We start from the raw sequence: 21201 nt of genomic DNA on the forward strand, positions 1-21201 counted from the left end.
CAAGGAGGGCTGGATCGGCCATGACGCAGCAATTTGATTTGATTCGCTATTTAACAACGGAGCGGGAGCAGGGTGTAATTGTCTGGCTGCTGAATATCGGCGCAGAGAAATATTGGAACCGCGTGTCTGCGGGCATCGTCGACCGCAACGAGGACCGGATCGTCAACCGGGTAGAAGAGATGAACCTGCTGCTGTGCCGCGAGCAGGACGTGCTGATCGTGCGCGAGCAGCCGGATGCGGCTTATTTGGATCAATTGCGGGCATGGGGCTTGTCCGTGCCGCGCTTCCTCTCGCCGGAGGAAGTGGACGGGCTGACGCCGATTGCCGAGCTGGCGCTCAAGGACGAGAAGCTGCTACAGGAGCTGGCCCAGTTGGCGGCGAGCCGCGACGATGTATTTTTCGTGCCCTATGGCGTGACTTATCTGGAAGAGCAAATTGCCGAGAAAACAGGCCTGCGGCTGATGGGCGCGCCTTCGGCGGTCAACGCCAAGGTCAACGACAAGATTTTCAACCGCGAAATTGCCGAGGAGCTTGGTCTGGACACCTGCGTAGGCCGCGTGTGCAGCTCGATGGATGAAATCCGCGAGGAATATGCGCGTCTGACTCAAGGCGAAAACGCCTTTGAAAAGGTGATCATCAAGGAACCGCACGGCGCTTCGGGCAAAGGCTTGTACATTATCGACCACCCGGACAAGCTCAGCTCGCTGCTGACCCGTCTGGGCCGCACGGCGCGCAACAATCCGGACGCCCGCTGGCTGATCGAAGGCTGGTACAACAAGAAGGCGGACATCAACTATCAGATCTACGTCTCGCCGTCCGGCGAAGTGACGACGTTCTCGATTAAGCAGCAAATCCTGCGCGATACGGTCTACATCGGCTCCAAGTTGCCAGCCGACGTTTCGCCGGAGGTTGCCGAAGCGTATGCGCAGCACGGTAAAGTGATTGGCGACTATTTGTACAAAATGGGCTACAGCGGCGTTGCAGGCATCGACTCGATCATTACGTCGGACGACCGGATTATTCCGATTATCGAAATTAACGGACGCTTCACGTTGTCCACATACATTTCCTTTATTGAGCATACGTTTGGCTCCATGAAGGTGTTCTCGCGATACTTCAAGCTGATGTCGGACACGTCCTGCGACTTCCAGGAGCTGTACAGCGCGCTGACGCGGGAAGGTCTCGCCTACAACGCAGATACGCGCGAAGGCGTGATCGTGTATACTTCCGGCACGCTGCCGGTCCGTCAGGACGAAGGCGGCACGGGGTATACCGGCCGGATGTTCACACTGATTGCAGCGCAAAGCTGGGAGCAGGTCGACGAGCTGAGCAGCAAGCTGGAGGATTTCGTCAGCCGCGTATCGAATCGCGTGTTGGCGTAAGCCACAAGCCCACGGCTATATGAAAAAAGGCACTTAAACCTTTAGGGTTTAGGTGCCTTTTTGTTATTCGATTCATGGAAGAAAAGTTCGATTTTCAGGTGGGACATGTAGTACAATGAAGTACCGCGGTACGAGAGAGAGCCGTGAGACGTTAAGCGAGCGGCGCGCAGGAATCGCGCACGACCAGCTCGGTCGGCACGATCATGGTCGGCGGCGGACAGTTGGCGTTGTTGATAATTTCCAGCAGCAGCCGGATGGAATTCTGGCCAATGCCAAAGGTGTCCTGACGAATCGTCGTCAGGCTGGGCACTGTGTGCGTCGCAATGTCGATATCGTCAAAGCCGATGACCGACATATCGCCGGGCACGGACAGGCCGGCTTCCTTCATCGCTTCGATGACGCCGACGGCGCCCATATCGGAGGAGCAGACGATGGCCGTAGGACGGTTGTCGAGGCTCAAAAATTTCTGCGTCGCTTCAATGCCGCTTTCCCGGCTGAAATCGCCGATGTAGACGTATTCGGACAAGTAGGGAAGTCCCAGGTCCGCCAGCCCCTGCTTATAGCCTTCAAAGCGCAGCTTGCCGACATACGATTCCAGCCCGCCGGTCAGGAAGGCGATGCGCGTGTGGCCGATCTCTTTGAGATAGCGGACGCTTTTGCGGATACCGTCGACGTTGTCGGAGGTGACGTAGCCGGCTTTTTTGCCCAGCATGTCAAGGTCGATGAAGATCGCCGGAATTTCCGATTGCACCAGCTCGTCCAGATTCAGGTCGAAGCGTTGAAAACCGAACACGACGACGCCTTCGACGTTACGGCTCATGCAGTGGCGCACAAAGCTGTAGTCAGGGTTCCAGTTTACCTGTGACAGATAAAGCAGATCGAAGCCGGATTCCTTGAGCGAATCCTCCATGCCGGCCAATATATGCACGAAAAACGGATGTACCAGTCCGGTGGTCAAAAACATGCCCAATGTCATCGAGCGTCCCTTGACCAAGCCGCGGGCGACAGAGTTCGGCATAAACTGCGCGTCCTTGATCACGGTCATGACCTTCTCTTTGGTTTTCGGACTGATATGCGGGTAATTGTTAATTACTTTGGATACGGTTGCAACTGATACGCCGGCCATCCGGGCGATATCGCGAATGTTTGGAGCCATGAAACACCTCAGTCGTTCTTTCCATACAAATGTATGAGTATTTATGTTAACCATACCTTGTTTTGCACAGTTTTGCAAATAAAATCCGCATTTTTACGAAAACATTTTCCTAACGCGATAACGATTTGTGAAACGCCTGTTCGCGCTGGCGGCCAAATCGGCAAATCCAGCGTCACTGTTGGCCGATGGGGATTTCATCGGGTATACTGGAAGGGAAACCGCCTATAGTGAATTTTTATTCAAAGGCTGGTTTTCGGAAAACATTTTCATACACCAATTTGCATAAAAGGAGCTTATCCATGACCCAGTTGACAAAGCCAGAGAGACGTATACGCGCCAGACGCGAGTTCGACGACACGGAGCCCCGCCCTTGGCTGCGGCTGTGGGCGCGGGGGCTGGATCTCTTTTATCATTCCTTTGTAATCGGTCTGATTTGGCAATCCGTCGATCCTGAAGGGCTGCAGCAAATCAATTCGGTTGTGACGACGATCGGCTTTATGATGCTGTGGGTGGTGCTGGAGAGCTTGTATATGCTGGCGTTCGGCACAACGCCGGGCAAGCTGCTGCTGCGCATTCGCGTGCGTCAGGAGCATGGAGAGCGGCTTAGTGGCGACCAGGTATGGCGGCGCAGCGCGCTGGTGTGGTTGTTCGGGATGGGAGCGGGCATCGGTATTCTGACGATTGTCGCCAATATCGTGGCGTATCGCCGTTTAAAAAGCGAGGGCGCCACGAGTTGGGACCGTAACTTGGAGCTGAACGTTTCGTATGGACGTCTGGGGCTGCTGCGGTCTTTTGTGGCGCTGGCGCTGGGCGCGCTTATGGCGATTATGATCGGCTTTGGATTAATGGTGTAGCATGAACGTGAGCGAATACATTTATGTGTACGCTTGTCACGAGGATGAGCAGGAGCTGTGCGAGCTGGAGCTGCGCACGCTGCTCTCTGCGGAGCCGCGGGGCCGGTACGCGCAGAGCCCGCGGCCGGTTGACCCGAGCCGCAGCCCGTTTATCAAGCTGCGGCTTGGGGTGTGGTGCGAGGCCGGCAGCCTGCCGGAGCTGGCCGAGCGGGTTGCGGCGCTGCAGATTGAAGCAGCGTCGTTCAAGGTGTCGTTCGCGGAAACCGACGACACCGTGTCTTACGCAGCCCGTCGCGCGATTGAGCGCGAGCTGGGGCTGCGCGTGCGCGGCCGGGCGGAGATGCATCGCCCGGCGCGCCGCTTTGCGGCCGCCGTGCTCGGCGGCGGCCGCTGGGTGTTCGGCGATTGTCTGCTCGCCGAACCGATCTGGCTGCGGCATCAGCAGAAGCCGCAGAACTACTCCACCGCCCTCGGCACGCGAGTGGCCCGGGCGGTGGTGAACCTCGCGGCGCCAGAGACGGCGGGCGCGCGGCTGATTGACCCGTGCTGCGGCATGGGCACGGTGCTGATTGAAGCGATGTCGATGGGCATCGACATCGTCGGGTTTGACCTGAACCCGCTGGCCGTACGCGGCGCGCGGGTGAATCTCGCCCACTTCGGCTGCCCGGAAGGGGCGGTGACGCTCGCCGATATGCGTCAGGTCGGCGGGGCATACACGGCATTGGTGCTGGATATGCCGTACAACCTTTGCTCGGTGCTGCCAGAGGCCGAGCAAGCGGAAATGCTCGCCGCCGCCAGACGGCTGGCGAGCCGCGCCGTGGTCGTAGCCACGGCTGAGCTGGGCGACGCGGTGGAGCGGGCAGGCTTCCGCATCGCCGGACGTTGCACGGTGCGCAAGGGCCGATTTGCGCGCCATATCTACGTCTGCGAGTAGAGCAGGGCGCACAGCCTACGCCGCAGACGCGCCGGCCTGGACAGCACCGCTTAGCGCATCACGTGCAGATGCCGGACGGGTCCAAGCCTACGCCATGCGCCAATCGCAGCTCCCGTACTCTCAACGCGTCCCCTCACCCCCGTCCTGCCCATCCTTGCTTGCATCCTCGTTGTTCGTTCTTCGCTGCCCGCATCCGACGCAACCACCACGACGCGCCCCACATCGCCGCCAGTATCGGCGGCTTAATACATCATTTTCCCCAGCGGGCCGTTTTCGTCCAGGATATCCTGCAAGGCATACACTGAAATCGGAAAATACGGAAACCCGTACACGTATGGCGTAATTTCATACAGCTGAAAATACAACACAAGCGATTTATCGGCGATGTAAAAATCCTGATCGGGCCGGATGGACTTGAAGGACTCGAGCGTCTGAATATCCCGCGCCTTGAGCTGCGCTTTGACGATGTCGGATAATCGCTTCACATAGTCGGCGCCGGGCTTGAACAGCTCGCGGAGCGTGTAGCTGTGGCCTGTTTGCGTGCTGAAGGTCAGCGAGCTTTGCAGCGTCAGTCCGTGAGCGCCGCCGGAGAACGCATAATTAATCAAGCTCAGGCTCAAAATTTGCCGCTCGTTCGTTTTGATTTCGTAATACGCGGTCACTTCGGTTTGCGGGTTTTGCGGATAGCCCTGCTCGTGCAACTGGCGGTTGACTACGCGTACGATTTCGCTGTTTATGCGATGCTGGGCAGCCGGGTTCTGCAAGCGCACGACGGCCGGATACATCAGGTTGAGCCGATCCTTTTCCACGCGGTAGGTTTTGAGCTCTACAGGCTGGTGCTCCAGATTGAGGTTGACGTTGGCATTCGGCACGGAATCCCATCCTTTTTTACTATAGGCTATTCAGGACATGGGCGGAGCGTGCGTATAAAAAAACCGCAGCCAGGGCGCTTGGCCCCGTTGCGGTCGGTCCTAACGGTCGTTGACCGTTATTTTTGCACATTCGTTACGTCGGTTTGCGACGTAGTCGATGTGTTTTTCAGCTTGGACGTCAGCTCGTCCACCTGTTTTTTCGATTTGCTGTCTTCGGCGTTCGCTTGAGCGGCGTTCAGCCCGTGATCGACAACGTTGTTACTGCTATTCACATTATTGGACATGGAAAATCACCTCCTCACACACGATCAAAAAGAAGTATTCCACGCTTTGCACAAAACATGCGCCCTCTTGACAAACCCCTGCTCAAGTAGTCTTGTCCCAGCTTCCTGAAGACTCGTCTGGATCTATCAAATCGGTTGCTTTCCGACCTGACGGTAGTCAAATATTTTTGATATTGGTCAAATCCGCCGCTTTTTTTCATTCCACAAAACAGTTACATTGGGCTTGCCGGAACAATTTTCATACAACCCGACGAGGAGCTATCTTCCCAATCAGGAACAGGAGCGAATGCGCATGATCAATCAAAAAACGATTTTTTGTTTATTGTTGGCAGGCTTGTTGTCTATATCGGTCGTTTCCCCAGCGGTTGCTGCAGATCGTCCGTCGACAAGCAAAGAGCTTGATTACGCGGATATCCGTCAGCACTGGGCGAGCCCGCAGCTTCAAAAATGGGTAGAACAAGGCAGGATTTCGGGGTACGCGGATGGCGCCTTGCATCCTGATCAAGCGGTAAGCCGTGCGGAGCTGATCGCAATGATCAACCGGGTTTTCGGATTTACTGAAGGCGAATCCGATTTGTTTGCAGATGTGCATGCGTCGGACTGGTTTGCCGGCGATGTCGCGAAGGCGAGCAAAGCCGGATATGTAAGCGGTTACCCTGGCCGCACCTTCCGTCCATTGCAGGCTGTTACCCGTGAAGAGGCTTCGGTCATGTTACAAAAAGCGTTCCGCTTGCCGGCTCTTTCCGATGTGCAGACAATGCCGTTTGGCGATGAAGCAGCTATTCAGAGCTATGCGAAATCAGCCGTCCGCACGCTTGCGGAGGCGGGTTATTTGACCGGATATGCGGACGGAACGTTTAAACCCAAGCAGTTGTTGTCCCGCGCGGAGGCTGTTGTCATGCTGGATCGCATCGCACCCCGAATTTTTACGGTTCCCGGCGTGTATGCGGGGGAACAGATTGAAGGCAACGCCGTCATTAACGCTTCGGGGATCACGCTGACAGAAGCTAATATCGCCGGAAACTTGTATGTGGCCGAGGGGATCGGGAGCGGAGACGCATGGATTAAACATTCTGTTATAGGCGGCGTCGCGCGCATTCATGGAGGTGGAAGCCACAGTATTCATATTGAAGGCTCCCGGGTGAATAAGGCTATTCTGTCCAGTGCCGATCACAGCATTCGGCTTGTACTCGACGGAACGATCAGCGAGCTGGAAATCCAGTCCCAGGCTGTCGTGGAAATTAGCGCTCAAACGCACATAGGCTTGTTATCGGTTGCTGCTTCCGCGGGAGGAACGACCGTCAGCGGGGAGGGGACTATCGCAAGCCTGCAAACGAACGCCGATATGAAGGTGAACGGAACAAGCGTCAAACAAGGGAGCAGTACTCGACTCACCGGCGGAAAAGTGGGGGCTAACGCGCCAGCGGCTGGTGATCAGGAGCCTGCACAGCCGCAGTCCGGGGGAGGAGCCGGCTCGTCCCAGCCCGTAGGAGGCGGGTCGACACAGCCCGGAAGCGGAAGCGGGCCAACGGAGCCCGGAAGCGGAACGGGGCCGACGGAGCCCGGAAGCGGAACGGGGCCAACGGAGCCCGGAAGCGGAACGGGGCCGACGGAGCCCGGAAGCGGAACGGGGCCGACGGAGCCCGGAAGCGGAACGGGGCCAACGGAGCCCGGAAGCGGAACGGGGCCAACGGAGCCCGGAAGCGGAACGGGACCGACGGAGCCCGGAAGCGGAACGGGGCCAACGGAGCCCGGAAGCGGGACAGGGCCAACGGAGCCCGGTAGCGGGACGGAGCCTCCCGTTTCCTCTGATCCGAATTGGACACTGGTATGGAACGATGAATTTAATGGAAACACGATTGATGCGTCGAAATGGAATTTTGTCGAGGGCGGAGGCGGCTTTGGGAATAATGAGCTGCAATATTACACGCAGCGGCCTGAGAACGCGCGAGTCGAGAACGGCAGCCTTGTGCTGCAGGCGCTTCAGGAGAGCTATAAGGGCAGCGCGTATACTTCGGCCAAGCTCATGACGAAGGGAAAAGGCGACTGGACATACGGTCGTTATGAGATCAGGGCCAAGCTGCCTAACGGAAAAGGGATGTGGCCTGCAATCTGGATGATGCCGTCCGCAAGCCAGTTTGGCGGCTGGCCGGCCAGCGGCGAAATCGACATTATGGAGCTGTTGGGTCATGAGCCGAATAAAGTGTACGGCACGATCCATTATGGAAATCCTTACAATCATACCGGCGGGAACTATACGCTGGAGAACGGGAGCTTTTCCGACGATTATCATACCTTCAGCGTAGAGTGGGCGCCAGGCCAAATTCAATGGTTCGTAGACGGGATCCTGTATTCCACAAAAAATGACTGGTACAGCCGAAGCGCCAACCAGACGACGGACAATCCGTATCCGGCTCCGTTCGATCGCGATTTCTACCTGCAACTGAATTTGGCAGTCGGCGGTAATTGGCCGGGCAATCCCGACGCAACGACGGATTGGACCGTACCTAAGCAAATGCTGGTCGATTATGTCCGGGTGTACGCGTACAATGGGCAGTACCCAGAGGCCGGTCCGCGACCGGGCAAAAATTTGGCTGGCGACTGGACCTGGATCAGAGAAAACGCAGCCAACTGGTTTGTGGACGGCAATCCTAAGCAACTGAATGTCACCACCCAGGATGGCAGCTTTACAAACACGCAAACCGCGCTTCCAGGCAATATTCTTGTGAAAAATCCGGGAACCGACGACTTCTCTTTTTCTGTAAAAGTGAAGTTCAACGCATCGGTTAATTTTGAATACGCGGGACTAATCGCTTACCAGGACGATAAAAACTATGTGTCGCTGGGGCGCTGCTTCTCCAGCGTCAATCAGATCCGTTTCACCAAGGGGCAAGCCGGGTCCGCTTCCGATAAAAACTACGCTGACTCCATCTTTCCGCAAGACATTTATTTGAAAATCGAAAAAAGCGGCAATACCTATACCGGGTATTACAGTCAAGATGGGATAACATGGACACCGACGGCAGACTCCTTTACTCTGCCGTTAACGAATCCGCAAATCGGGCTGTTCACCCGGAAATTGGGTCCCGCAGCCAAAACGGCAGTATTCTCGGAATTTACATTAAACGGACAAGATTTGATGTTTTAATGAGCCATTCCGGCCAGATTGCCGTCCGCCCGGTTGTTTTGTAAAATGACATTACGACTGGCAGGATCAATGGTGAGAAAGGTTTTGATTCCGGGCCAGCGCATCTTGAGCCGGAGAAGGAGTCCGACGGTATGAAATCTTTGTTGCCCATCGTAGTCCGATCAACGGAAATTGACGTTAACGGTCACGTAAATAACGCCAAGTATTTAGAGTATCTTGAATGGGGACGTGAAGCATGGTACGAGCAGTGCGGGCTCGATTATGAAACGTTCGGGAGCATGGGGATTCAAACCGTTACTGTGAACATCAATGTGAATTATAGACGAGAGTGCAAGCAAGGAGAGCAGCTAACGATTACCTGCCAGCCTGCAACCATCGGACGTTCCAGCTACGTGTTGATGCAGGAGGTTCTTGACGAGCGCGGGGAAGTGCGTGCAGACGCTCTTGTAACAAGCGTAACGATGGATCGGATCACCCGTCAAAGCCGACGCGTGCCTGACGAGCTGCGCAAGTTCTTTGAATAGTCTGTATGCGTGAGTGTAGCGTTGCCATTAAAGCTTAGTTTCCAGCGTTTAGGGGAAGTGTAATAACGTCTATACACGTCTGGAGGTGCTTGAACATGGTGGAATACAGAGTGGAGCGGGATACGATGGGCGAGGTGCAGGTACCCGCCGATAAGCTGTGGGGCGCGCAGACGCAGCGCAGCCTGGATAATTTTCGCATCGGTACGGAAAAAATGCCGTTGGGCCTGATTCAAGCGTTTGCTCATTTAAAAAAAGCCGCCGCTCACGTCAACCGCGAGCATGGCGGGCTGTCCGCCGATAAAGCGGCGTGCATCGCCCAAGCGGCCGACGAGGTGTTGGCCGGACAATGGAACGATCAGTTTCCGTTGGCCGTCTGGCAGACCGGAAGCGGCACGCAGACGAATATGAACGTCAACGAGGTGCTGGCCCGGCGGGCCAATGAGCTGCTGGCCGCGGCGGGAGGCAGCGAACGCGTTCATCCCAACGACGATGTGAACCGTTCGCAAAGCTCGAACGATACGTTCCCGACAGCGATGCACATTGCCGCGTTGCTCGCTGTTGAGGACGAGCTGCTGCCGGCGCTGCGCCAGCTGGAGGCCACGCTTAGGGGGAAAGCGGAAGATTTCGCCGATATCGTCAAAATCGGTCGCACCCACCTGCAGGATGCCACGCCGCTGACGCTTGGCCAAGAGATGAGCGGTTGGCTGGCGATGGTGCAGGGCGGAGCGGCGATGGTGCGCGCGGCCGCGGATACGCTGCGCGAGCTGGCGATTGGCGGCACGGCGGTCGGCACGGGCCTCAACGCGCCGGCGCATTTTGGCGCATGGGTGGCTGAAGCGGTCAGCTTGCAGACGGGCAAGCGCTTTGTGAGCGCAGCGAACAAGTTTCACGCGCTCGCCAGCCACGACCAGCTTGTCTATGCGCACGGTGCGCTGAAGGCGCTGGCGGCCAATCTTATGAAGGTGGCCAACGATGTGCGCTGGCTGGCAAGCGGCCCGCGCTGCGGCATCGGCGAGCTGACGATTCCGGAGAACGAGCCGGGCAGCTCGATCATGCCGGGCAAGGTTAATCCGACGCAATGCGAAGCGTTGACGATGGTCGTCTGCCAGGTGATGGGCAACGACGCCGCGATTGGTTTTGCCGCCAGTCAGGGCAATTTTGAGCTGAATGTGTTCAAGCCGGTCATCATCTACGCTTTTTTGCAGTCGGTGCGGCTGCTTGCCGATGCGGTGCGTTCGTTTGACGAGCATTGCGCTGTGGGCATCGAGCCGAATCGCGAGGTCATTGCCCGCAATCTGGAGCGTTCGCTGATGCTGGTGACGGCGCTTAATCCGCATATCGGTTATGAGAATGCCGCCGCCATTGCCAAGCTTGCGCACCGGCAAGGCTTGACGCTGCAGGAAGCGGCTGTGCAAAGCGGGCTGGTGACGGCAGAGCAATTCGCCGAATGGGTGCGTCCCGCGGCGATGGTGCGGCCGGAGGCGTAACGCGGGCCTGAAGTGCAGTGGGCTGTTGCGCCGCTGCGTCGCCGCACGCGCCGCGTATCTCCGCATCGCCATACCGGGTAGCGCTGCATTGCCATACCGCTGCATTGCCGTACCGCGTCCCGTCCTGCGCGCGTAACTCCCGCGCGATGCCCGGACATATGGCGGCTGTCAGAACTTGCTGACGCAGTCCGCCGCAGCAATGCAACGGAAGCCCTAATGAAGTTTGCGCGCGCGGAGCAGCTTTTGGCAGGCTCTGCGCTTTTTTTCGCCTGCAATGAACGAATCGGCAGCGTCCGTCGTACTATACGCGACAGATCGAAAGGGGACGATGCTTATGACAATTTCACTTTTTATAACGATGATCCTGACCGGGTTGCTGTGTATCGCGCTGCCGCTGACGGTATTTGTTGTGCTCCGCAGACGGCTTGCATTACGCTGGGGCGTGTTTGGAATCGGGATGCTGACGTTTTTTGTCTCACAGGTCGTGCTGCGTCTGCCGTGGCAAATTCCATTGACCAAAGCGGCGGCAGCTCACGGCTGGACGACCGGCTGGAGCGGCGTGCTGCTCGGGCTTGGCGCGGCGGTAACGGCGGGGGTTTTTGAGGAAGGCGGCCGTTATCTGACGTATCGCTGGCTGGTCCGGCGTCCGACGCGGAGTGATGCGATTGCGCTGGGCCTGGGGCATGGCGGATTTGAAAGCATGGCGCTTGTCGGTGTGTCGATCATCGCCTCGGGTATGGTGATGTTTTTGGTATCGCAAGGCGCGTTACCGTTGCCGGCGGATCAGGCGGCGGCGCTCCAGCCGACCCTTGACAAGCTGGCGCATACGGCTTGGTACGAGCAACTGGTGGCGCTGCTGGAGCGGGCGTCGGCCATCAGCTTCCATGTGGCCATGAGCGCTCTCGTATATACCGCGTATGTGCGCCGCAAGTGGCTGCCGCTGTGGGGCGCGCTGGGGCTGCATATCGTGCTCGACGGCTCGGCTGCGCTGCTTGCGCCGCGCCATCTGTGGCTGGAGGAGCTCCTGCTGGCTGTCGTGGCGGCGGTATGCTTGTGGGGACTGGTACGATTTTGGAAGCGCGGTGCGGGCGATGCCGTTCATACGGCACCTGCAGGCAGGGCAGATGCACCAAGCGACGCAGTCGGTGTGAGCGCAATCGCAACAGAAAAGACAGATTTGCTTTAGTCTCTATGCGGGCTTATGTGAGCCTATTTGCTGTGAATGCGGAAGAGTTTCACGCTACCGCTTGAATTTTCCCGGCTGAATCGCTTATAGTGGAAAGCATACCGAAATTATGCCGATGAAGAGAATCCAACTCGGAGGCGTTTTCGTCAAGAGGGGGGCGGCAAGGGCAAAGCTCCTCCTCCTAAGCTAACCGGGCCCGCCCGTTATCGCGGAACAAAGAGGATGAAACAGACGCCATGTCTGTTCATCAATTTGGGTGGCACCGCGAACCAGCGCTCTTCGTCCCAATCGGACAAAGGGCGCTTTTTGTATTTTATTCGAAAAGGAGTGCGGTGCCATGTTAGACCGGAAATGGATCAGGCAAAATCAGCAGCAGGTGCAACGGGTCGCGGAGCAAAAAGGAATGGACTTCCCGGTGGCCCAATTCATCGCGAGCGACGACGAGCGGCTGCGGCTGCTGCGCGAGACGGAAACGTTACGCGAGGAGCGCAACCGGACGAGCCGCGAAGCGGCAAGCTTGCTGCGCTGCGGCGATCAGGCTGGCGCGGAGCGGGCCAAGGCGCTGGTGAAGCGTATTAATGAGGCGTTAAGCCGAACGGAAGCGGCTCTGCGCGCTGCCGAGACGCTCTGTGACGAGCTGCTGCTGCGAGCGCCTAATATCGTATCCGCGGATACGCCCATTGGGGCCTCGGATGCCGACAATGTGGAAATCAAACGCGTCGGAGAGCCAGCGCAGCGGGATTTTCCGCTGAAGGATCATGTCGAGCTCGGGGAGCTTCACGGCATGATCGACATCGCCCGCGGGGTCAAGACGGCGGGTAGCCGCCAGTATTATTTGAAGGGGGCAGGGGTTGAGCTGCATCGCGCTGTGCAGCAGCTGGCCGTCGACCTGCTGGTCGCCAAAGGCTTCACGCTGCTGGAGGTTCCGCTGACGGCGCGCCGCGGGGCGTTCGTCAACACGGGGTATTTTCCGCAGGGCGAGGCGCAGTCGTATCGGTTGGCTGACGAGGAACGCTGGCTGGCCGGCACCGCGGAGGTTCCGCTCGTATCCTACTTGGACAACGACATCGTCGATGTGTACGCGCCGATCAAGCTGGCGGCGGCTTCGCTTTGTTTTCGCAGCGAGGTCGGTTCTACGGGACGGGATGTGCGGGGATTGTATCGCGTGCACCAGTTTGCCAAGGTGGAGCAGGTGATCGTATGCGAGGCGGACTTGGCCAAATCGGAGCAGCTTTTTCGCGAAATCACGGAAAATGCCGAGGACCTGCTGCAGCTGCTGGAGCTGCCCTATCGGCTGGTGGCGGTATGCACCGGCGATATGTCGCCCAAAACATACAAACAGATCGATATCGAGACGTGGATGCCCAGCCGTCTGGCTTATGGAGAGACGCACTCGTCGTCGCATCTGCTCGATTTTCAGGCGCGTCGCTCGCGTATCCGCTATCGGGACGAAGCCGGGGAATTGCGTTTTTGCCATACGCTGAACAATACGGCGGTTGCGTCGCCGCGGATCCTGATCCCGCTGCTTGAATATCATCAGCAGGAGGACGGCTCGATCTGCATTCCCCGCGCTCTGCAAGCCTACATGAATGGCCGGGAACGGCTGGTCCCGCACCCATAGACCAAAAAGCACGGAGCCCCTCGGGAGCGTCCGTGCTTTTTTGCGCGCTTCTAGCGCTTGCCGCTGATATTGCTGAGCGTTGGCAGCATGCGTGTATCCTTGATCATGGACGATTGGCAAATCGGGCAGTCCGGCGTTTCCTCAAAGGCAAAATTGGCCCGCATCCAGCAGGGACAACCCTCCGTGCTGCACTGCCAAATGTCCGTTTGCTCTTCTTGAACGGCTTCAGCTGCTTTTTTGGAAAAATACAAACAAACCCCTCCTTCTCGTGGATCGAATCGGTCAGCGGCTGCAAGCTGAAAGGAAAAAAACTGTCCACACGGACAGTCCTTATGTAGGGCCGGAAGGCGTTTGCGGGCCAAGGCCCGGCCTTGCCTTGCCGGGAGCGAAGATGTCCGGGCGGCGGTGTGCGGCCGGGCCGCAGCGCCGTCCTTTGCGCGCCGATTGGCGCGTTGCGCTTGCTGCATGCCGAGGCAGAGCCTGCGTCATGTGCAGCTTTGATAATATATCCAATAGCGCGTCCATTTATGCGCGTTTGGGACGCTTGTCACGGAAACGTCATAATTGCGGTGGGCCGGCGGCGGCGTTCGCTGTCACAAACCGTGCTGGCGTTTCGTCTCATAGACACATCAACCGAAAGGGGCTTGAGCATATGAGCACAGAGGCAGGAAGAGCAACGCAAGAGCATATTGTCGTCATTGGGGGAGGCTACGCCGGACTGCATGTCGTGCATGCGCTGCGCAAGCAAAAAGGGAGCGCCGTGCGCATTACGCTGGTCGACAAGATGACGTCGCATTTGCGCAAGGTGATGCTGTTTAAAAAAGCGGTCGGCGACGCCGAGCTGCGCATTCCGTTCAGCGCCTATTTTGACGAGGCGGTGAAGGTGCTGCAGGCGGAGCTGACCGCTGTGGATTCCGCAGCGCGTGTTGTCGAGCTGCGGCGGCCTGACGGCTCCGTGCAACGCCTCGCCTACGACCGGCTGGCCCTCTGCTTGGGCAGCACGGTCGTGGCGGCGGAGCCGGAGCAGGGCGGCGTCTCGCTCGTGGACGAAGCGAGCGCCGCCCGCATTCGCGAGCTGCTGGAGCAGCAGCTCGACGCCGCAGCGCGCGCGCCGGGCGAAGCCGAGCAGCGCGCGCTGCTGAGTGTGACCGTGGCCGGCGGCGGCATCACGGGCATCGAAACCGCGTGCGAGCTGGCGCACGCGCTGCGTAGCCGGGCCGGGCAGCTCGGCATCGAGCCCGGCCGGGTTACGGTGACGCTGGTGAACGCGTCACCGCGGCTTATGCCGGACGCCCCGCCGAAGGTCGGTCGGCGTCTCGGCCAAGAGCTGGCCGCCCTCGGCGTCGCCGTGCGGCACAACAGCAAAGCCGTCCGCGCCGAAGCCGAACGGCTCGTGCTCGCGAGCGGCGAGACGCTCGCGTCGGCGCTGTGCGTCTGGACGCTGGGCGCAAGGCCCAGCGCGCTCGCCGCACGGCTTGGCCTGCCGGTCACGCCCGGCGGCAAGCTGCTCGTGGACGCGCAATACCGCGTCCACGGCGAAGAGCGCGTCTACGCCATCGGCGACAACGCGCATATCGTCGACCCGGCGACGGGCCGCGCCGACGGCATGACGTGCAAGGAGGCCGGGCCGCAGGCCGGGCGCCTTGCCCAAATCATGCTCGCCGACGCGCAGGGGCGCAGCGGGCCGGAGCACCGCGGCTACGCCACGGTGTTTTGCATCAGCCTGGGGCCGGAGCGCGCGCTGGTCTGGATGCGCAAGCTGGGCGTCGACCTGCTGATCGGCGGCAAAGCGGGGCTGTCGATTCGCCTCAAGACATGGGACATGGCCAGCCTTGTGGACAGCAAGCTCAAATAGTTCATTCGTCCGTTGACGGAACTTTGTGAATTGTCATACAATTTAAATGTATCAACCTGAAGGACCCGGGAGGCGATCTTGTGAAAGCGAGCGACGTGATGGTAACCCAAGTGGTCAAGGTTCTGGAACATGATACAATTCGCACAGTTCTGGAAAAAATGGACGCGCACCGGATCGGCGGCATGCCGGTTGTCAATGACCGCAACGAAATTTGCGGCTATATCAGCGACGGCGATATTATGCGGGCGATCGGACGGCACAATCCGCTGGTGATCGATTCGCTGACCTTTGTGGCCATGTGGACGGATAACGTGCCGATGGAGCAAAAAATCAGCGAGCTGTTCACCTGCAGCGTCATGGGGCTGGCGACGAAAAAAGCGATTACCGTCAACGTCGAGACCCCGCTCGACAACGTAGCCGCGCTGCTTGGCCGCAAGCATATCAAGAAGGTGCTGGTGGAAAAAAACGGCGGCTGCCTCGCCGGCTTGATCAGCCGCGGCGACATCGTGCGTTATTTGTCACAGCGCTGCGCGCAGCGGCTATCCGGATAACGACGCTGAATAAACAGAGCAGCCTCCGGCTCGTCGTGTGGACGGGACGGAGGCTTTTGGTATTGCGGGCAGCGGCTGCGATGGCGCTTCGCCGCGTTGCGGTTCTAGGAAAGCAGCACGATCACGAGCAGCTCGAACAGCACCAGCGGCAGAATCGTCGCTGCAGCCGGGTTGTAAAAAGCCCGGGACGCAGACGACGGATAGCTGCGTTCATTGACCTGCAGCATGACATGTCGGCCGTCCACGCCAACGAGCACGCCTTCGTACATCTGACCGTCAATGGTTTGAATGCGAACGGTGTGCCCCATACAGGCATGGACTGCGCTCATGACAGCTTCTCTTTTGTGCATGGCCTGCGCCGCCCAAGCCGGATCTGCCTGATAAATCACCGATACGGATGCAGTTGGATACATGACAATTCGCTCCTTCGCGCAGGCTGGTCATCAGCCTGCTTTTTGTTAACAGCCTATGCGCAAAGCAGCGATCGGACTGGGCATTTTCCAAAAATATCTATTGTACAAACTGCAATTTTTTGTTACATTATTTCTTGCAAGACCTTTGGATATATGCTGATGTAGCTCAGGTGGTAGAGCAACGCACTCGTAATGCGTAGGTCGGTGGTTCGAGTCCTCTCATCAGCATCCGAACAAGAAGCGCGGGTTCCCTCAGGGAGTCCGCGCTTCTTGGTGTTTGCTGGCTTTAGGCGTTGCTGCCGGATCAGGCTTCAACCAGCTCCGGACGTTTGATTTGCAGCGGAGGCGGCACCAGCCAGCCCTTTTCCTTGCTCAGCTTTAACAGCTTTAAGCCCAACGCTGTTTTGGTGGCATGGTATTTGACAAACAGCGCCCCGATGTCCTCGCGCGTGCATTTGCTCATCGTAGTGGAGCAGGCTACGGTGCTTGCAGCCACATCGACGCCGACCATTGCGGCAATTTCCATATCGGTGAAGCGGGCTCCCACCGGAATGTCCTCCAGCTTGGCCTCCGGGCGAGCGGGCAGGGACGGAGAGGCGACAATACCGTTTTCGTACAAAAGGCTATCGCATTCGCTCACTTCAAGCTCGGCCTGATTGATCAGGTCGCCCAGCAGCTTTTTCAAATCCTTGTCGCCGGCATGGTAGGTGTAAGCGCGATAAGCGGAAATACAGCCCTTCGCCTTCATCGAAAACTGCCAAAGATCGTAAATCTCGCCGTAATGCAGCGGTTCTTCTTTTTGATTGCCTGTTAAAATACCCATAAGCGCTCAACATCTCCTTGGAATAATTTTGCCGTTCCGCTTTGGAACGCTATTAATGTATCCGAAGGCTTGTCGCTTTACTCTGCTTTCGCGAAAACCCTGCCGGCAGCAGGGGACGGGCGTCCGCCCGGCGAACATCTATGTATGAGGCGCACATATCCCGCGCTTGCTCACTTACCTACGACGATGGAGGTCGCCATGAACGTTACTGAAGATAACAAAAAAATCGCCAACCAGCTCCTGCAAGCTTTCGGCGGGCGTCCGGACGTATTTCGGTATTACGACGAAAACAAGGAAAACAGTCTGGACATTCTCTCCTGTAAAGATCGCCCTTATGAGGGTGTAACGGCTTACTCAACAATTGGCTTGTCCGGCTATGAGCTGGACCCGCTGCCCGACGGCACGCAGCTGCATCTGGAAATCGCAGCAGTCTGCGATTCGCGATATACTTGGTTTCCGAATGCGCTGCTGGCGATGTCGTTTGACGTGATTAAGGCCGGCTACGGCTTTGCGCCGGGGCTGGTTTTTCAACATGTGCTGGCCGACTATGCCCAAGGGCTCGACATGAAGCATGTGCTGTTTGTACCGGCGTTTTTCTGGGAGCAGCTTCGCGCACCGCTTGCAATCGGCGGAGGCAAGCAGGTGACATGGCTGTATGCCATGCCGATTTCCGAGCGGGAGCACGCTTTTGCTGCGGAGAACGGTACGGGCCAGCTGGGGGATTTATTCCAAAGCCATGCCATCAACATGTTCGATTTAAACCGCAAATCGGTCGTGTAGCGGCGTTGTTCTGTATTTGGTATGCCAATGTCCGTGTGCCGGGGCATTATGGCGCACCGCGCTGCGTCTGCCATAGGTGGACGAGCTGTGAAGCCGACATGCACTCGTGAGTGAGGAGCGTCGACGCGACTTAGCGAAGCCGCACGATTCGCAGGAAGCGGGCACGTCGAGTTCGTAGCCGATCTGTGTCCGCACATGCCTTGCCGTCCAATCTCCTACAGCCACTTTTCCAACTGCTCGGCGATATTGTCCCGCGTGATGCGGCGGCGCTGGAGCGACAGGCTGGGAGCTTGAACGTTCAGGGTATCGATTTTGTCGTTGATCTCGGTGAAAAGCCCGTCGATGTCGGGATGATCGGGTTGCTGCAGCAGTAGCCGATTCAGCTTGGCGATCCGGTCGCGTACGTCTTTGCGGAGAGTCACCCACGGCGGCGCGGCGTTGGCGTTTTTCAGCAGCGCGGCCAGCGGATCTCCCGTAGGCACCTGCAACGGCTTGCCTGTGCCCGACAGGTTGTCGAAACCACCGGCAGTCCGGCAAGCTTCAAAGGCTTCGTCCAGCCAGTGGCGAAGCTGGCGGTCGGCGGCAAGCTCTGCGTCAGTGTCCACAACGACCTTGCGCGGCAGTGGAATCCAGCCTCGTTCTTCATTGCTGCCGGGTTGTCTGCCGTCGGTTTGGCGTGAGTCCTTCAAGCGCAACTCCTCCTTGGATTCATCTGAATTGTAGAACGATAGCATCAGCGTAAAGCACCGTTTTCCCGCCGTCAAGCTGCATTTGCAAGCAGCCGACAGATGGGGTGAAACCGTAAAAAAGGCGATCATGGGCCGAGGCCGATGATCGCCTTTTTATGTTGCTGCAGCGTCCGCGCGCAGCAGGTTGCCGCGTCCGTCACTCACCGTCGAGCGCCCAGTCTGTGCGCCCGCGGTCCCAGCCCGTCATCGAGCCGTCCGCGCCCGTCGCTCACCGTCAAGCGCCCAGTCTGTACGCCCGTGGTCCCTGCCCGTCATCGAGCCGTCCGCGCCCGTCACTCACCGTCGAGCGTCCAGTCTGTGCGCCCACGGTCTCAGCCTCTCCGCCGTCCAGCCCTTATGCGCCGCCTACATCGGTACGCCCTGCCCGGACGGGCTGCGGTCGAAAGCGAATAGCTCGGCGTCCGGGTGCCGTCCGTCGGTGATCAGCGCGGTGATGATTTGCGCGCCGAACGTGGCGTACACCGTGCCGTTGCCCCCGTAGCCGAGCAAAAAATAGCAGCCCGGGAAGCCGCTCTGCTCGCCGATCAGCGGCAGCCCGTCATGGGTGCCGCCGAAGGTGGCGCACCAGCTGTAGTCGGCGCGCAGCTCCGGAATGGCCGGAAACAGCTTGCGCACCTCGGCCAGCAGAATCTCGCGCTTGTGTGCCAGCAGCGGATCGCGCTGCTCGGGTGCAGTCAACGCCTCGTCCAGCCCGCCGGCGATAATGCGATTGTCGACGGTCGTCCGCATGTACAGATACGGCCGCGCCGTCTCCCAGATCAGACAGCGGTCCGGCCAATCTGCGAAGCTGCAGACCGGCTGGGTCACAATCGCATAGCTGCTCGATAGCACAGCGTTCGGATTGCGGTGAAAACGCTGCGTTTCATAGCCGGTTGCGAACACAACCTTGCGCGCTTTGATCTTGTGTCCGCGCGTATGCAGCGTAACCTGCGCACCGTCAAACGTGTGATGCAGCACTTCTGTTTGCTCGTATACGCGCATGCCTTGCTCATGCGCCTGCTGCACGAGCGCGGCAGCAAGCCGAAACGGATTGATCTCAGCGTCGCCTTGGGAATACATGGCGCCCGGCTTGCGGAAGCCAAAGCGACGCTCGATTTGCTCCGATTCCAGATATTCGACAGGAAACCCGGAGTGCGCCAACAGCTCGTATTCCTTGCGCAGCTTGGGGACATCCGCTTCGCAGGTAGCAAAGTAAAGGCTCGGCCGTTGCCGGTACTGGACATCAAGCGGCAGCTCGGCCGCGATTTGCCCCAAATCCGCCACAGCTTGCCGGCAAAGCTCATAGACGCGCAGGCCGTATTCGGCGCCAAAGGTGTGCATACAAGCAGTCAACGGCTTGTCGTTGGCGTATTGCAGCAAGCCGGTATTGGCAGAGGAGCTGCCGGAGCTGATCGTCTTTTTTTCCAGAAGAACGGTCGAAATTTGCTTTTTCATCAAGTAATGGGCCAGCAGCGCGCCGCCACAGCCGCCGCCGACAATGACGACCTCGCATTCGATATCCGCTTGCAGCGGCGGATAGGACGGGACTTCGGCAAGGGTTTGCGGCCAGTACAGCGAGCCGGTATGCAGATCCATGCGGGTATGCTCCTTCTATGTTCGGGAATATCGGTAGTATGGGATGGGGTTAAAGTGATTATTCATAATTTTCCAGAAATGGGGTCATAGTAAGAAGGCAACGGAAAGGAGGAGACTTATGCACACCTATTCGACTATGCCAACAAGCGGAGCTGCGCTGACGGGCAAGGAAATGGAGTATATGGTGGATTCGATGTCCAACGAGGATTTGCTGATCAAGCAATGTGCCGTGGCGATGGCTTCGTCGGCCAATCCGCAATTCCGGCAGCTGTGCAGCGACATGCTGCAAACGCACCGCCGGCACTACCGCATGCTGATGGGGGGCTTGGAGCAGCAGCTCCCGGCCGCGCCGCTTCAGCCGTAAGTTTACATTCAAGGAGGAATGACGCCGTTATGCTGCAAACGCCCTTTCAGGCCGCTTCGGCTATTGCGCCGGTTCATGCCGGTATGCTGCCGGAAAAAGACAATCTCTACACAATTCTCGCCGATTTGAAACGAACCGCGCGCGAGTATACGACTGCCGTCACTGAGTCGAAAAATCCCCACATCCGCCAGCTGTTCACCGCGCTGCTGGACAGCACGCTCGCGATGCAGGGCCGGTTGTATGAGCAAATGCAGCTCAACAGCATGTACAACGCCTCATCGCCGGCGCTGCGTCAGGAGCTGGACAAGCAGCTGCATCAATACGCGCAAACCGAGCAGGAGACCGCGATGTTCCTGGATCAAACGCTGGGCGCAGGAACACGCTCGGTCGGCTCGCCGCCTCACCTGCAAGCAGGCTTGGCACAGCCAATGACATCGGCCCCGCAGCCTCATCTGCAGCCGATGATGCAGGGCGCGCCAAGCTCGTACGCGCAGCTGCACCCGCACATGCAGGAGCAGCCGCATCCGTATCCTTCGCCGTTTGGCGGAACCGGCTTTCCACAAGCGAGCCGCCCTCTGCCGTATATGTAGCTTGCAGCGGCATGATAGATGCGCGCAAAGCCCCGCCGCACGGTCCGAGCATT

21 protein-coding genes and 1 tRNA gene are annotated in these 21201 nt (G+C 58.4%); 14 read left to right on the forward strand and 8 right to left on the reverse strand.

What is annotated here, in order from left to right:
• The first annotated feature begins 20 nt into the window (after positions 1-20).
• The gene (locus B5M42_RS07350) at positions 21-1382 is read left to right on the forward strand and encodes a peptide ligase PGM1-related protein (protein ID WP_134752525.1); all 1362 of its coding nucleotides are present in this window, start codon (positions 21-23) and stop codon (positions 1380-1382) included.
• Between the two features lie 151 nt (positions 1383-1533).
• Here B5M42_RS07350 and B5M42_RS07355 read toward each other — a convergent pair whose 3' ends face one another.
• Positions 1534-2538, reverse strand: coding sequence for a LacI family DNA-binding transcriptional regulator (locus tag B5M42_RS07355; protein WP_167689856.1), 1005 nt, complete (start codon positions 2536-2538; stop codon positions 1534-1536).
• A 299-nt stretch (positions 2539-2837) separates the two neighbouring features.
• Here B5M42_RS07355 and B5M42_RS07360 point away from each other — a divergent pair, with 299 nt between their 5' ends.
• On the forward strand, positions 2838-3392 hold the full coding sequence (locus B5M42_RS07360; RefSeq protein ID WP_167689858.1) for an RDD family protein: 555 nt from the start codon (positions 2838-2840) through the stop codon (positions 3390-3392).
• Position 3393: 1 nt separating this feature from the next.
• Positions 3394-4326: a TRM11 family SAM-dependent methyltransferase gene (locus B5M42_RS07365; protein ID WP_134752532.1), complete on the forward strand. Its 933-nt coding sequence runs from the start codon at positions 3394-3396 to the stop codon at positions 4324-4326.
• A gap of 242 nt (positions 4327-4568) precedes the next feature.
• Here B5M42_RS07365 and B5M42_RS07370 read toward each other — a convergent pair whose 3' ends face one another.
• Together B5M42_RS07370 and B5M42_RS07375 are read right to left on the reverse strand one after the other, a co-directional pair.
• Positions 4569-5111: a DUF3298 and DUF4163 domain-containing protein gene (locus B5M42_RS07370; RefSeq protein ID WP_134752688.1), complete on the reverse strand. Its 543-nt coding sequence runs from the start codon at positions 5109-5111 to the stop codon at positions 4569-4571.
• A 203-nt stretch (positions 5112-5314) separates the two neighbouring features.
• A complete protein-coding gene (locus B5M42_RS07375; RefSeq protein ID WP_167689860.1) occupies positions 5315-5482 on the reverse strand; it encodes a hypothetical protein in 168 nt (55 codons plus the stop codon).
• A 292-nt stretch (positions 5483-5774) separates the two neighbouring features.
• On the opposite strand from B5M42_RS07375, the gene B5M42_RS07380 reads away from it, so the two are divergent.
• The 5 genes from B5M42_RS07380 (at position 5775) to serS (ending at position 13448) form a co-directional block, all read left to right on the forward strand.
• Positions 5775-8630: an S-layer homology domain-containing protein gene (locus tag B5M42_RS07380; RefSeq protein ID WP_167689862.1), complete on the forward strand. Its 2856-nt coding sequence runs from the start codon at positions 5775-5777 to the stop codon at positions 8628-8630.
• A 131-nt stretch (positions 8631-8761) separates the two neighbouring features.
• Complete coding sequence (locus B5M42_RS07385; RefSeq protein ID WP_134752535.1) at positions 8762-9154, forward strand: acyl-CoA thioesterase; 393 nt, start codon at positions 8762-8764, stop codon at positions 9152-9154.
• Positions 9155-9252: 98 nt separating this feature from the next.
• Positions 9253-10641, forward strand: a complete 1389-nt coding sequence (gene fumC / locus B5M42_RS07390; RefSeq protein ID WP_134752689.1) for a class II fumarate hydratase — start codon at positions 9253-9255, stop codon at positions 10639-10641.
• Between the two features lie 334 nt (positions 10642-10975).
• Complete coding sequence (locus tag B5M42_RS07395; protein WP_167689864.1) at positions 10976-11827, forward strand: YhfC family intramembrane metalloprotease; 852 nt, start codon at positions 10976-10978, stop codon at positions 11825-11827.
• A gap of 337 nt (positions 11828-12164) precedes the next feature.
• Positions 12165-13448 carry a serine--tRNA ligase gene (gene serS, locus B5M42_RS07400; protein WP_134752539.1) on the forward strand — a complete coding sequence of 428 codons (1284 nt, stop codon included), beginning with the start codon at positions 12165-12167 and terminating at the stop codon, positions 13446-13448.
• Positions 13449-13498: 50 nt separating this feature from the next.
• On the opposite strand, the gene B5M42_RS07405 is transcribed toward serS, so the two are convergent.
• Positions 13499-13699 (reverse strand): cold-shock protein, encoded by a 201-nt coding sequence (locus B5M42_RS07405; protein WP_134752541.1) that lies wholly within the window; start codon positions 13697-13699, stop codon positions 13499-13501.
• A 401-nt stretch (positions 13700-14100) separates the two neighbouring features.
• Between B5M42_RS07405 and B5M42_RS07410 the strand changes: the two genes are divergently transcribed.
• Both B5M42_RS07410 and B5M42_RS07415 read left to right on the forward strand, forming a co-directional pair.
• Positions 14101-15303: an NAD(P)/FAD-dependent oxidoreductase gene (locus B5M42_RS07410; protein WP_167689866.1), complete on the forward strand. Its 1203-nt coding sequence runs from the start codon at positions 14101-14103 to the stop codon at positions 15301-15303.
• An 80-nt stretch (positions 15304-15383) separates the two neighbouring features.
• A complete protein-coding gene (locus B5M42_RS07415; RefSeq protein WP_134752545.1) occupies positions 15384-15854 on the forward strand; it encodes a CBS domain-containing protein in 471 nt (156 codons plus the stop codon).
• 104 nt (positions 15855-15958) lie between these two features.
• Here B5M42_RS07415 and B5M42_RS07420 read toward each other — a convergent pair whose 3' ends face one another.
• Entirely contained in the window at positions 15959-16267 is a 309-nt protein-coding gene (locus tag B5M42_RS07420; RefSeq protein ID WP_134752547.1) for an LSm family protein, read from the reverse strand.
• Positions 16268-16422: 155 nt separating this feature from the next.
• Here B5M42_RS07420 and B5M42_RS07425 point away from each other — a divergent pair.
• Positions 16423-16495: transfer RNA gene (locus tag B5M42_RS07425), tRNA-Thr, on the forward strand.
• Between the two features lie 76 nt (positions 16496-16571).
• On the opposite strand, the gene B5M42_RS07430 is transcribed toward B5M42_RS07425, so the two are convergent.
• Positions 16572-17090: a DUF3231 family protein gene (locus B5M42_RS07430; protein ID WP_134752549.1), complete on the reverse strand. Its 519-nt coding sequence runs from the start codon at positions 17088-17090 to the stop codon at positions 16572-16574.
• Between the two features lie 198 nt (positions 17091-17288).
• On the opposite strand from B5M42_RS07430, the gene B5M42_RS07435 reads away from it, so the two are divergent.
• Positions 17289-17870: a suppressor of fused domain protein gene (locus B5M42_RS07435; protein ID WP_167689869.1), complete on the forward strand. Its 582-nt coding sequence runs from the start codon at positions 17289-17291 to the stop codon at positions 17868-17870.
• 215 nt (positions 17871-18085) lie between these two features.
• Here the strand turns inward: B5M42_RS07435 and B5M42_RS07440 are convergent, their stop codons facing one another.
• Positions 18086-18559 (reverse strand): DnaJ family domain-containing protein, encoded by a 474-nt coding sequence (locus B5M42_RS07440; protein WP_167689871.1) that lies wholly within the window; start codon positions 18557-18559, stop codon positions 18086-18088.
• A gap of 405 nt (positions 18560-18964) precedes the next feature.
• Positions 18965-20194, reverse strand: coding sequence for an NAD(P)/FAD-dependent oxidoreductase (locus B5M42_RS07445; protein ID WP_134752555.1), 1230 nt, complete (start codon positions 20192-20194; stop codon positions 18965-18967).
• A 118-nt stretch (positions 20195-20312) separates the two neighbouring features.
• Between B5M42_RS07445 and B5M42_RS07450 the strand changes: the two genes are divergently transcribed.
• Both B5M42_RS07450 and B5M42_RS07455 read left to right on the forward strand, forming a co-directional pair.
• Positions 20313-20558 carry a hypothetical protein gene (locus B5M42_RS07450; RefSeq protein ID WP_230632788.1) on the forward strand — a complete coding sequence of 82 codons (246 nt, stop codon included), beginning with the start codon at positions 20313-20315 and terminating at the stop codon, positions 20556-20558.
• A gap of 29 nt (positions 20559-20587) precedes the next feature.
• A complete protein-coding gene (locus B5M42_RS07455) occupies positions 20588-21148 on the forward strand; it encodes a spore coat protein (protein WP_230632790.1) in 561 nt (186 codons plus the stop codon).
• Positions 21149-21201 lie beyond the last annotated feature (53 nt).

Source organism: Paenibacillus athensensis (assembly GCF_004514475.2).
GTDB classification, from domain to species: Bacteria; Bacillota; Bacilli; order Paenibacillales; family NBRC-103111; genus Paenibacillus_AL; species Paenibacillus_AL athensensis.

Excerpts from the sequence above, each read along its gene's own strand:
- B5M42_RS07350 (WP_134752525.1), top strand. The coding sequence starts at position 21 with ATGACGCAGCAATTTGATTTGATTCGCTATTTAACAACGGAGCGGGAG.
- B5M42_RS07355 (WP_167689856.1), bottom strand. The coding sequence starts at position 2,538 with ATGGCTCCAAACATTCGCGATATCGCCCGGATGGCCGGCGTATCAGTT.
- B5M42_RS07360 (WP_167689858.1), top strand. The coding sequence starts at position 2,838 with ATGACCCAGTTGACAAAGCCAGAGAGACGTATACGCGCCAGACGCGAG.
- B5M42_RS07365 (WP_134752532.1), top strand. The coding sequence starts at position 3,394 with ATGAACGTGAGCGAATACATTTATGTGTACGCTTGTCACGAGGATGAG.
- B5M42_RS07370 (WP_134752688.1), bottom strand. The coding sequence starts at position 5,111 with ATGTATCCGGCCGTCGTGCGCTTGCAGAACCCGGCTGCCCAGCATCGC.
- B5M42_RS07375 (WP_167689860.1), bottom strand. The coding sequence starts at position 5,482 with ATGTCCAATAATGTGAATAGCAGTAACAACGTTGTCGATCACGGGCTG.
- B5M42_RS07380 (WP_167689862.1), top strand. The coding sequence starts at position 5,775 with ATGATCAATCAAAAAACGATTTTTTGTTTATTGTTGGCAGGCTTGTTG.
- B5M42_RS07385 (WP_134752535.1), top strand. The coding sequence starts at position 8,762 with ATGAAATCTTTGTTGCCCATCGTAGTCCGATCAACGGAAATTGACGTT.
- B5M42_RS07395 (WP_167689864.1), top strand. The coding sequence starts at position 10,976 with ATGACAATTTCACTTTTTATAACGATGATCCTGACCGGGTTGCTGTGT.
- serS (WP_134752539.1), top strand. The coding sequence starts at position 12,165 with ATGTTAGACCGGAAATGGATCAGGCAAAATCAGCAGCAGGTGCAACGG.
- B5M42_RS07410 (WP_167689866.1), top strand. The coding sequence starts at position 14,101 with ATGAGCACAGAGGCAGGAAGAGCAACGCAAGAGCATATTGTCGTCATT.
- B5M42_RS07420 (WP_134752547.1), bottom strand. The coding sequence starts at position 16,267 with ATGTATCCAACTGCATCCGTATCGGTGATTTATCAGGCAGATCCGGCT.
- B5M42_RS07430 (WP_134752549.1), bottom strand. The coding sequence starts at position 17,090 with ATGGGTATTTTAACAGGCAATCAAAAAGAAGAACCGCTGCATTACGGC.
- B5M42_RS07435 (WP_167689869.1), top strand. The coding sequence starts at position 17,289 with ATGAACGTTACTGAAGATAACAAAAAAATCGCCAACCAGCTCCTGCAA.
- B5M42_RS07445 (WP_134752555.1), bottom strand. The coding sequence starts at position 20,194 with ATGGATCTGCATACCGGCTCGCTGTACTGGCCGCAAACCCTTGCCGAA.
- B5M42_RS07450 (WP_230632788.1), top strand. The coding sequence starts at position 20,313 with ATGCACACCTATTCGACTATGCCAACAAGCGGAGCTGCGCTGACGGGC.
- B5M42_RS07455 (WP_230632790.1), top strand. The coding sequence starts at position 20,588 with ATGCTGCAAACGCCCTTTCAGGCCGCTTCGGCTATTGCGCCGGTTCAT.